This is a genomic window from Streptomyces kebangsaanensis (assembly GCF_001906585.1).
GTDB lineage: Bacteria > Actinomycetota > Actinomycetes > Streptomycetales > Streptomycetaceae > Streptomyces > Streptomyces kebangsaanensis.
In genome coordinates this window covers 10,334-19,748 of sequence record NZ_JUJA01000137.1, presented here as the reverse complement: position 1 = coordinate 19,748, position 9,415 = coordinate 10,334, and the positions used below count along the sequence as shown (strand labels likewise).

General features: G+C 73.5%; 12 protein-coding genes and 1 pseudogene. 3 read left to right on the top strand and 10 right to left on the bottom strand.

The features are described 5' to 3' along the window. A pseudogene (locus RH94_RS19900) lies at positions 1 to 1,091 on the bottom strand (glutamine synthetase); the annotation flags it as partial. A gap of 199 nt (positions 1,092 to 1,290) precedes the next feature. Continuing rightward, positions 1,291 to 2,103 (bottom strand): SAM-dependent methyltransferase, encoded by an 813-nt coding sequence (locus RH94_RS19895; RefSeq protein ID WP_073948877.1) that lies wholly within the window; start codon positions 2,101 to 2,103, stop codon positions 1,291 to 1,293. Between the two features lie 245 nt (positions 2,104 to 2,348). Between RH94_RS19895 and RH94_RS19890 the strand changes: the two genes are divergently transcribed. Then, entirely contained in the window at positions 2,349 to 3,221 is an 873-nt protein-coding gene (locus tag RH94_RS19890) for a Cof-type HAD-IIB family hydrolase (RefSeq protein WP_073948876.1), read from the top strand. A gap of 7 nt (positions 3,222 to 3,228) precedes the next feature. On the opposite strand, the gene RH94_RS19885 is transcribed toward RH94_RS19890, so the two are convergent. The 7 genes from RH94_RS19885 to RH94_RS19855 all read right to left on the bottom strand — a co-directional run bounded on the left by RH94_RS19885 (position 3,229) and on the right by RH94_RS19855 (position 7,301). Then, positions 3,229 to 3,852 (bottom strand): DUF3566 domain-containing protein, encoded by a 624-nt coding sequence (locus RH94_RS19885; protein WP_073948875.1) that lies wholly within the window; start codon positions 3,850 to 3,852, stop codon positions 3,229 to 3,231. Between the two features lie 56 nt (positions 3,853 to 3,908). Then, complete coding sequence (locus RH94_RS19880; RefSeq protein ID WP_073948874.1) at positions 3,909 to 4,445, bottom strand: hypothetical protein; 537 nt, start codon at positions 4,443 to 4,445, stop codon at positions 3,909 to 3,911. Between the two features lie 192 nt (positions 4,446 to 4,637). After that, a complete protein-coding gene (locus RH94_RS19875; RefSeq protein ID WP_073948873.1) occupies positions 4,638 to 5,291 on the bottom strand; it encodes an endonuclease in 654 nt (217 codons plus the stop codon). Continuing rightward, positions 5,288 to 5,641, bottom strand: coding sequence for a DUF3140 domain-containing protein (locus RH94_RS19870; RefSeq protein ID WP_073948872.1), 354 nt, complete (start codon positions 5,639 to 5,641; stop codon positions 5,288 to 5,290). The genes RH94_RS19875 and RH94_RS19870 overlap by 4 nt, the downstream gene beginning before the upstream one ends. A 64-nt stretch (positions 5,642 to 5,705) precedes the next feature. Beyond that, entirely contained in the window at positions 5,706 to 6,188 is a 483-nt protein-coding gene (locus RH94_RS19865; protein ID WP_073948871.1) for a Dps family protein, read from the bottom strand. Further along, positions 6,185 to 6,442, bottom strand: a complete 258-nt coding sequence (locus RH94_RS19860; protein WP_073948922.1) for a WhiB family transcriptional regulator — start codon at positions 6,440 to 6,442, stop codon at positions 6,185 to 6,187. The genes RH94_RS19865 and RH94_RS19860 overlap by 4 nt, the downstream gene beginning before the upstream one ends. Before the next feature lie 52 nt (positions 6,443 to 6,494). Next, positions 6,495 to 7,301: an alpha/beta hydrolase gene (locus RH94_RS19855; RefSeq protein WP_073948870.1), complete on the bottom strand. Its 807-nt coding sequence runs from the start codon at positions 7,299 to 7,301 to the stop codon at positions 6,495 to 6,497. Between the two features lie 66 nt (positions 7,302 to 7,367). On the opposite strand from RH94_RS19855, the gene RH94_RS19850 reads away from it, so the two are divergent. Continuing rightward, positions 7,368 to 8,141, top strand: coding sequence for a sulfite exporter TauE/SafE family protein (locus RH94_RS19850; protein WP_073948869.1), 774 nt, complete (start codon positions 7,368 to 7,370; stop codon positions 8,139 to 8,141). A gap of 8 nt (positions 8,142 to 8,149) precedes the next feature. Here the strand turns inward: RH94_RS19850 and RH94_RS19845 are convergent, their stop codons facing one another. Beyond that, positions 8,150 to 8,305, bottom strand: a complete 156-nt coding sequence (locus RH94_RS19845) for a hypothetical protein (protein ID WP_234425897.1) — start codon at positions 8,303 to 8,305, stop codon at positions 8,150 to 8,152. Positions 8,306 to 8,626: 321 nt separating this feature from the next. Here RH94_RS19845 and RH94_RS19840 point away from each other — a divergent pair. Beyond that, positions 8,627 to 9,415: serine/threonine-protein kinase (locus tag RH94_RS19840; protein WP_079189111.1), on the top strand; the 789-nt coding region annotated here is incomplete at its 3' end.

Below are 9,415 nucleotides of genomic sequence, written 5' to 3'. Positions count from 1 at the left end.
CCCCGGGCCGCCGCCTCAGCGGCGCCGAACCGCGCCGGATCCCCGGTGATCTCCTCGGGCAGGGACGCCGACGACGTCGTCCCGTCCAGACCGGCCGCGATCAGACAGCCCAGTGCCAGGTAGGGGTTGGCCGCGAGGTCGACCGGCTTGACCTCCAGGTTCGCGGCCCGGTCGCGCAGACCCCGTGTCCCGGTGACGACACGGACGGCCGCCTCACGGGTCTCCCGGCCCCAGACGGCGAACACCCCCGCCCACTGCGACGGCCTGAGCCGCAGATAGCTGGCCGGGCTCGGCGCGGTCACCGCCGTCAGGGCCGGCAGATGGGTGAGCAGACCGGCGGCGAAGGACTCGGCCTCGGCGGTCATGCCGTACCGGCAGGCGCCGCCGGAGTGCAGGTTGCTCCCGTCGCGCCAGGCGGACAGGTGGACGTGGCCGCCGTTGCCGACGCCCCGCCCGAGGACGGCCGGTGCGAAGGAGACCCGCAGCCCGTGCCGCCGGGCCACGGCCCGCACGGTCTGCCGCACCAGCACGCTGCGGTCGGCCGCCGCCACCGGGTCCGCCGCGCCGACGGAGACCTCGAACTGCCCGGCCGCGTACTCGGGATGGAACTGCTCGACGTCCACGCCCTGCGCCGCGAGGGCCGCCAGCAGGTCGGCGGCGCAGTCGCTCAGCTCGACCTGGCGGGCGGCGCCGTAGGCCGGACCGGACACCGCGGGCTCGAACGTGCCCTCGGGAGCCGTCCCCCGGCCGACGGACCACTCGACCTCGACGGCCGCCTTGAAGGCCAGCCCGTGGCGCCGCTCGGCGTCCGCGACGATCCGGCGCAGGAAGGTGCGGCTGCACCCCGGGTGCCGCTCGCCCTCCTGCGTGATCCGGTCGACCGGGGCCCACGCCCAGCCCGGCTGCCCGGACAGAACCACCAGGTGGTCGAGGTCCGGGTAGAGCCGCAGGTCGCCGTCCGGGGAGCCGAGGACGTCGGTGGTGACGACCGAGTCGTCGGCCAGGAAGGTGTCGAACACCGGGGACATGCCCACGCCCCAGGCCGCCGCCGTGGCGAGTTTCGCCGTCGGGACCGTCTTGACCCGGCCGATCCCGGCGGTGTCGACATAGGCCAGGACGACGCCGTGCACCCCCCGCCCGGCGAGCTCGCCACCGAGCGCGGTGGCCCGTTCGACGTCACCGGGGCGCCCGCCGGGGACGGGGTCGGCGAGGGTGGTCATACCGCCTCCTCGGAACGCGGAAGGGTTCGAGCGGGCCCGGACGGGCCCGGCCGCCGGGGTGCCGCCCGCGTCAGGGTTTCACGGCCACCGCGCCGAACTGCGGCACCGCGGCGGGGGAGCCGGTGTCGGCACGCCACCGCGAGCACGGAACCAGACCCGGCTCGACCAGGTCCAGGCCCTCGAAGAAGGCGGCGACCTCGGCGCGGGGCCGGGCGGTGATCGGCGGGGTGGCGTTCTCGTTCCAGAACTCCATGGCGGCCACGTTGCCCTCGCCGCCGAGATCGGCGTCGAAGGTGGGGTGCGTCAGGACCAGGAAGCTGCCGGAGGGGACCGCGGCCATGACCCGGCGGACGATGTCGCGCGCCTTGTCGGTGTCCAGGACGAAGTTCAGGATGCCGAGCATCATCACCGCGATGGGCCGGCCGAGGTCGAGGGTCTCGGCGGCGCGTCGGACGATGGCCCCCGGATCGTGCACGTCGGCGTCGATGTAGGCGGTGGCGCCCTCGGGGGTGCTGGTCAGCAGGGTGCGGGCGTGGGCGAGGACGATCGGGTCGTTGTCGACGTACACGATCCGCGCGTCGGGGGCGATCCGCTGCGCGATCTCATGGGTGTTGTCGACCGTGGGCAGCCCGGTGCCGATGTCCAGGAACTGGCGTATCCCGCGCTCGGCGGTCAGATGGCGCACCGCCCGCCCGAGGAACTCGCGGTCGGCGCGGGCCACGTCCCGGATCACCGGGAACATCCCGGCGACGTGCTCGCCGACCCGCTGGTCGACCTCGTAGTTGTCCTTGCCGCCGACCCAGTAGTTCCACACGCGCGCGTTGTGCGCCACCCCGGTGTTCAGCCTCGGCGACCTGCTCGACGGGGTGTGGCTCTCGCTCACGTCTGCGCTCCTGCCCTGTGTGGTGTCCTGACCGCGGCCGGCCGCGGCCGTCGCCGTCATTGTGCCGCTCGGCGATCACGGTGTCCCGGGAACCGGCGGAACCGGCGGACCGGAGAGGCCGGGGCCGGCCTCCTCGACCAGGAAGGAGTCCTTACCAGGAGCCGGTAGGGTGGAAGTGCCGCCGCGCGGCGACGGAGCCGGCGCACCAGCCCAGGCGCCCTCCGCGCCGCCAGCAGAAAACGGACATGCCCAGCACACCCTCGCCCCTGCTCACCGCCCCCGACCCGTCCGCGGGACCCGCCGACATACGGCTGGTCGTCACCGACATGGACGGCACGCTCCTCGACGACGCCAAGCGGATCCCCGCCGGCCTGTGGCCCACCCTGACCGAGCTGCGCCGCCGCGATGTGCTCTTCAGCCCCGCCAGCGGCCGCCAGTACGCCACGCTGGCCGAGCAGTTCGCCGGCAACGACGAGGGCATGGTGTTCATCGCGGAGAACGGCACCTACGTCGTCCGGGACGGCGTGGAGCTGAGCTCCGACCCGCTCGCGCCGTCCGTCGTGGCCCGCCTCGTGGAGGCCGTACGGGAACTCACGGCGCGGGGAGCGGACGTGGGCGCCGTGGTCTGCGGCAAGCGGTCGGCCTACGTGGAGCGGACCGACGGGGCCTTCCTGGCCGAGGTCCGCAGGTACTACGTACGGCACCGGACCGTGACGGACGCCTCGGCCGTCGACGACGACGTCGTCAAGGTGGCCCTCTTCGACTTCGGGCCGGCCGAGCGGACCACCGCGCCGGCGCTGGCGTCGTTCGCCCGCACGCACCAGGTCGTCGTCTCCGGCGAGCACTGGGTCGACGTCATGAACCCGACCGCCAACAAGGGGGCCGCCCTGCGCCGGCTCCAGCGGGACCTCGGGATCACACCCGCCCAGACCCTGGTGTTCGGCGACTACCTCAACGACCTGGAGATGCTGGACGCCGCCGAGTGGTCGTTCGCCATGGCCAACGCCCACCCCGAGGTCCTCGGCCGGGCCCGCCACCTCGCGCCCTCCAACAACGACAACGGCGTCCTGCGCACGATCGCCCGGCTGCTGCACCTCCCGTCCCACCTCGGCGGCTGACCGCCGGTCAGCCGGGTGTGGTCTCCTCCACCCGGGCGTCCGGGTCGTCCTGGCCGCCGGGGCGGCCAGGGTCGGTACGGCCGTCCCGGCGGCCAGGAGCGGTACGGCCGTCCCGCTCGTCCCGGCGGGAGGGGCCGGACCGCTCCGTACGGCGCAGCCGCCGGCCCGCTTCGGCGCAGCGGTCGGCGAAGCCGACGTACCGGGCACCCCAGCCCGGACGCGGGAACCCCAGACGGGCCTGGAGGCGCCGGTACAGACGGCCGACGTCCGGCAGCAGTTCGGAACCGGCGGAGGCCGCCGGGATGTCGTCGGCCAGCGTGAGGTGGACGCCGCCGGCGTACTGCGACGACATGTTGTAGAGGAACGCCCCCAGGGTCGCCAGCGCCGTACCCAGGACCACCTCCAGTGTCACGATCCCGGCGGCGATGGCGAGCGCCCAGCCGAAGGAGGGCCAGGCTTCCGGGTCCAGCACGCTCAGCACCCCCCAGACCAGCATCATGGTGACGAGCACGCAGATCCCCAGCCCCACCAGCAGCAGACAGCTCGTCGTCATCACCGACCAGGGGTCGGCCCTCGATATGCGCAGGCGTACCGTGCGACGGTCCCGCTGCGGGCGGTCGGCTGGGGTCATGCCTTGCTCCTCACGGTGGGTGCGACCGCCCGCGCGGCGTGCACGTCGGCGGCCCGTCAGGCGGGGGCGGCGCCGCGGGTGGCGGTGACGAGGTGGTGCCGGGTGATACGGGCGACCTCGTGCCAGAACGGCTTCGCCGTCAGGTAGGCGCCCAGCACGGAGAGGACTCCGAAGGAGACGTCGACGCTGAGCCGGCCCTGCTTGGCCCAGTAGACGTCCTGCAGGTCCAGCAGCAGCGCGAACTCGTCGCAGATGAGCGCGGTGCCGCAGCCGTAGGCGGTCGCGACGGCCGGGTGGCCCACGGCGCGTTCGTCGCCGCGTACGGCGATCAGGCCGAGGCCGGCCAGGGTGACGATGCCGATGTTGTAGTGGTGCAGGTGCTCGCCGCCCGCGGAGATGTTGCCCCAGGGCAGCCAGCCGCCCCGGATGCCGTGCGTGATGACGCGGACCGAGCCGAAGGTCACCCCGAAGGAGATCCAGGTGATCAGCAGCGACCGCTGCACGGGGGTCAGCTGCCGGTCCGCCGCCCGACGCCACTTGTGGACGAGCGGCGGCCTGTCGTGGTCGCGGCGGCGCGCCGCGGTGAGTCTCATGGCTGACCGGCCTCCCACGCCGAACCGGTACCCGCGGACGGCGTCGGGCCGCCCCGGACACGCCACTGGTGTGCGCCTTCGACGTTAGGCGCGCGGGCCCCGGCGCGCATGCCCACCGCCGCGGTACGGGGCCGCTCGGGTGACGGTGACGGTGACGGCCGCGGTGACGGCCGCGGTGACGGCCGCCGGTGGTCAGGCGGCGTGCTCGAGGCACTCCTCGGCCACGTGCCTGTCGAGCGCCGCGCGCACCAGCGCGGCGGCGAGCACGGCCGGTTCGGTGCCGCCGGCGAGCTCGACGAGCCGACCGGGGTCCTCGGGCAGGCCCAGGCGCCGCGCCCCGGACAGCGCCTTGTCGTCCAGGTACGGTCCCACCTCGGGCCAGATCCGCTGGACCTCGCGCAGGAAGATGTCCGCGCCGACCGGGCCCAGCCCCGGTACCTCCCGCAGCAGGCCGCGCAGCGCGGAGGCCTCGCCGTGGGCCTCCGCGCGCAGCCGGCGCAGGTCGCCGCCCCAGCGGTCGGTCACCAGTCCGGCGCCGTCGCCGAGCTGGGTGGCCGTCCGCTCGTCGTACCGGCGGTAGCCGCCCCGGCCCAGCGCGTCCACGCGCTCCTGCCAGTCGGACCCGGCCATGCGGCGCGGATCGCGCAGGCCCGCGTCGGACAGCGCCCGGGCCGCGGCGACGGCGACCGAGCCGCGGATCCGGGCGCTGAGGAGTACGGCGAGCACCAGCAACCGGTACAACGGCTGCGGGGCGTCCTTCAGGGTGATGCCGGCCTCCTGGGCGAACGTCTCGCCGTGCGCCTCGACCAGCTCCCGCAGGACCCGGGTGTCCCGGTCCCGCGTCACCGGGCCGCCTTGAGCGGATCGTGCCCGAGGGACATCAGCCGGTGCCGGCGCCGGGTCTCCGCGGCGTCGCCCGCCTCGGGCACGGGCTCGTTCTCCAGGTCCGCCCGGGCGGTGACCGTGTCGACCACCTCGCGCATCACGCGCAGGTCGTCGTCGGTCGGATCGGTCCGCCGCTTCCGCAGGACGGAGAGCACGTGCTGCCCGGTGGGCGTGCCCGCCTCCTCGGGCAGCGGCTCGGTGCTCTCGGCGGCGTCCCGGACCCGCAGCCAGTCCGCCAGTTCCTGCGAGGTCATGTTGACCACGCGGTGGAAGTCCTCCCACAGCGCGCCGAGTTCGAGAGCGTCGGCCATCGGATGCCCCTTTCGTCCGTCTGTCCGGGAGGTCCGTCTGCCCGGGAGGCGGGTGTGCCGTCGGTCAGACCTCTCCGGCCACGTTCTCGGCGGCGAACATCCAGCGCTGCTTCTCCAGCTCGGCCGTGATCGCGATCAGCAGGTCCTGGGTGACCGGGTCCGGCTTCTCGGTCGCGTCGATACGCTCGCGCAGTCGTCCGATGGCCGCCTCCAGGGCCTCGACGACGACCTCGACGACCTCCGTGTCGCGCACCCAGCCGTCCTTGGGGCCGGGCAGCGTGAAGGCCGAGGCGATGGTCTCCGGGCGCCCGTCCGGCGGCAGGCCGAGCGCGGCGGAGCGCTCGGCGACCGTGTCGGCGAACTCGCGGGCCGTCGCCACGACTTCGTCGAGCTGCAGATGGATGGAGCGGAACCGGGGTCCCACGATGTTCCAGTGCGCCTGCTTCCCGATCAGGGAGAGCCCGAGAAGATCCACGAGTGTGCTCTGCAGTGCGTCCCCGGTGACCTGAAGGGCCGAGTCGGGAATCGTGCTCTTCACGACAGTCATACGGTGGTTCTCCTTGTGGATTCGTCTCTGGCGGTACGGAGCAGTGCGGTGCGTTCCTCCTCGCCGGTCCCGCCCCACACACCGGAGGTCTGTCCGCTGCCGAGCGCGAAGGACAGGCACTCGGTGGTGACCGGGCAGCGGGCACAGACGCGTTTGGCGTCCTCGATGTCTCGGACAGCCGGTCCGGTCGTGCCCACAGGGAAGAACAGCTCGGGGTCCTCACCCACGCAGGCGGCGCTGCGCAACCACTCCATGGAGGCGCGGGTGCCCCCGGCGTACCGGAGCAAACAACCGCGCCGGTGCCGCTCAGCGCGCGAGCACTCCGTCCAGGAAGCCCGTCAGGTCCGCGAAGACCTCGGCCCGGTTCGTCTCCAGGAACACCTCGTGCCGGGCGCCCGGGTAGATCCGCTCGGTCAGGGTGCCGCCGAGCCGCTCGATCCCGACGCGGCTCCCGCGGAGCGGGACCAGCCGGTCGTCGTCGCCGTGCAGCCACAGCACCGGCAGCGCGCCGACGTCGCCGCCCCTGTCGACGGTTTCCAGGGTCCGGGCGAACGCCTCCACCGTCGGCCGCTTCATCGGGCCGTGCCAGACCAGCGGGTCCGCCGCGTACGCCGCGCCGACCGCCGGGTCCCGGGAGAGCGCGGCCGGGCTGATCGGTGTGTCGGGGATCTCGTCCAGGGCGAGCAGCCGGCCCGGCAGCTCCCAGGCGCCGATCACCGGCCCGGACAGGACGAGCGCGGTGAGCCCGTCGCCGTACCGCTGGGCGTAGCGGGCGGAGACCAGCCCGCCCATGGAGTGGCCGACCAGCACGAGCGGCAGCCCGGGGTGCGCGGCCCGGGCGAGGCCGGCCACGGCGTGCACGTCGGTCACCACGTCCTCGAAGTCCGCCACGACCACGCGCTCGCCCGCCGACCTCCCGTGGCCCGTGTGGTCGGGGCCGTACACGACCGCGCCGTGCGCCCCGAGGACGCCGGCCAGTTCCCGGTAGCGGCCGGAGTGCTCGCCGTACCCGTGCACCAGGAGGGCGATGTACCGCGGTCGCGGGTGCGGCCACTCGCGCACGGCGAGTGTGCCCCGGATGCCGGTGAGGACGTGCTCTCGGACGTCGGCCATGATTCCTCCCAGGTGGCGAGACGGATTCCTGCCCCGCGCTTGTCCGGACATAGCATCGGTCTCCGCATGAACACGATGACGCTCTGGCACATATCCGGCTGGGGGTTCGCGGCGCTCGCCTTCGCGGCCCTGCTCGTCGGCTTCTCCAAAACCGCCGTCAGCGGGGCCAACACGGTCAGCCTCGCCGTCTTCGCGGCCGTACTGCCCGCCCGCGCCTCCACCGGAGTGCTGCTGCCGATCCTGATCGCCGGCGACGTCCTCGCCGTCCTCACCTACCGGCGGCACGCCCACTGGCCCACGCTGTGGCGGCTGTTCCCGGCGGTCGCGGCCGGGGTGGTCGTCGGCACACTGTTCCTGATGCGGGCCGACGACGGGGTCGTACGGACCTCGATCGGTGCGATCCTGCTGCTGATGGCGGCCGTGACGGTGTGGCGGCGCCGCACCGCCGGGCGGGAGGCGGAACCGGACGCGGTCACCACCCGCGCGGGCCGCCTCAAGGCCCGCTCCTACGGGGTCCTCGGCGGCTTCACCACGATGGTCGCCAACGCGGGCGGCCCGGTGATGTCGCTGTACCTGCTCTCCGCGGGCTTCCGCAAGCTCGGCTTCCTCGGCACCTCGGCCTTCTTCTTCCTCATCGTCAACGTCTCCAAGGTGCCCTTCAGCGCGGGCCTCGGCCTCATCGACGCCCGCTCCCTGCTCCTCGACGCCGCCCTCGTGCTCTTCGTCGTCCCCGGCGCCTTGCTCGGCAAGTGGGCCGTGCACCGCATCGACCAGCGGCTGTTCGAGCAGCTGGTGATCGCGGCGACGGTCGTGGGCGGCCTGCAGCTGCTGCTCCGGTAGCCGGCCGGTCAGGAGGTCATGCGGGACAGCGCGGCGCGGAAGCGGTCGTAGCGCTCCACGCCCGTCACGTCGTCGGCGCGTCGCGGGCGTCCCGCGACGACGCCCCAGATACTTGCCATGAAGATGGTTGCCAAGGGGATGAGCAGCCACGTCAGAGGGGTCAAGGTCGTCCTCCCTTTCCCGAGTGGATCAGCGGGTAGGGCGACGATGGCATACATGATCAGCTCTACATTTTGTACGACGAGGCGACTCCCTGCTTTTCACCCGGACAGGTCCCGGACGGATCCCGGATCCGGAGGGATCGCGGACGGACTCCGGACGGATTCAGCGCCGAGTGTCATGGGCCGGTCGGGAGCACCCCAAGTGATCGTTAAGATGAGCCGGGTTGCCGCGACCCGTATGCGCTGCCCGGCTGCTGCCGCGCTCGCTGTGGGGAGCGGACGTGAGGGCGGGACGGACTTCGGGGATTGAGGGCGGGACTACGCGTGCTGGTGGCAGATCGGTACCGGCTGCAGACGGTCATCGGACGAGGCGGGATGGGCGAGGTCTGGCAGGCCCTCGACGAGGTGCTCGGCCGGCCGGTCGCGGTCAAACTGCTCCTCAACGACGGGGCGGACGCCTCGGCCGAGGCCCGCTTCCGGCTGGAGGCGCAGACCTCGGCACGGCTGAACCACCCGCACGTGGTCGGGACGCTCGACTTCGGCAGCTGGGAGGACCGCTGCTTCCTGGTGATGGAGCTGATCGACGGCGACAGCCTGGCCGACGAACTGACCGCCGGCGGCCCGCTCGCACCGGAGCGGCTGGCCCAGGTGGCGCAGCACTCGGCCGAGGGCCTGGCCGCGGCGCACGCCCAGGGCATCGTGCACCGCGACGTCAAGCCCGGCAACCTGCTCAGCGACCGCAACGGCACCGTCCGCATCGCCGACTTCGGCATCGCCCGCTTCGTCGACGACCCCTCCGGCGCACTCACCACCACCGGGCAGATCGTCGGCACCGGCCTGTACCTGGCGCCCGAACGCGCCATCGGCACCCCGGCGAGCGCGGCCTCCGACATGTACTCGCTGGGCTGCCTGCTCTACCACCTGGCCGTCGGCGCCCCTCCCTTCGAGGCCCCCACCGCGACCGCCCTGCTGTACCAGCACGTCGACTCCCCGCCCGTGCCGCCGCACCAGCGGGGCGCCGCGCTGCCGCCCGCCTTCGAGACGTACTTGCTGAGCATGCTCGCCAAGAAACCGGAGGAACGGCCCACGGCCCGGCAGGCGGCGGACTGGTTC

Excerpts from the sequence above, each read along its gene's own strand:
- RH94_RS19865 (WP_073948871.1), bottom strand. The coding sequence starts at position 6,188 with ATGACTGTCGTGAAGAGCACGATTCCCGACTCGGCCCTTCAGGTCACC.
- RH94_RS19855 (WP_073948870.1), bottom strand. The coding sequence starts at position 7,301 with ATGGCCGACGTCCGAGAGCACGTCCTCACCGGCATCCGGGGCACACTC.
- RH94_RS19850 (WP_073948869.1), top strand. The coding sequence starts at position 7,368 with ATGAACACGATGACGCTCTGGCACATATCCGGCTGGGGGTTCGCGGCG.
- RH94_RS19880 (WP_073948874.1), bottom strand. The coding sequence starts at position 4,445 with ATGAGACTCACCGCGGCGCGCCGCCGCGACCACGACAGGCCGCCGCTC.
- RH94_RS19890 (WP_073948876.1), top strand. The coding sequence starts at position 2,349 with ATGCCCAGCACACCCTCGCCCCTGCTCACCGCCCCCGACCCGTCCGCG.
- RH94_RS19885 (WP_073948875.1), bottom strand. The coding sequence starts at position 3,852 with ATGACCCCAGCCGACCGCCCGCAGCGGGACCGTCGCACGGTACGCCTG.
- RH94_RS19860 (WP_073948922.1), bottom strand. The coding sequence starts at position 6,442 with ATGGAGTGGTTGCGCAGCGCCGCCTGCGTGGGTGAGGACCCCGAGCTG.
- RH94_RS19870 (WP_073948872.1), bottom strand. The coding sequence starts at position 5,641 with ATGGCCGACGCTCTCGAACTCGGCGCGCTGTGGGAGGACTTCCACCGC.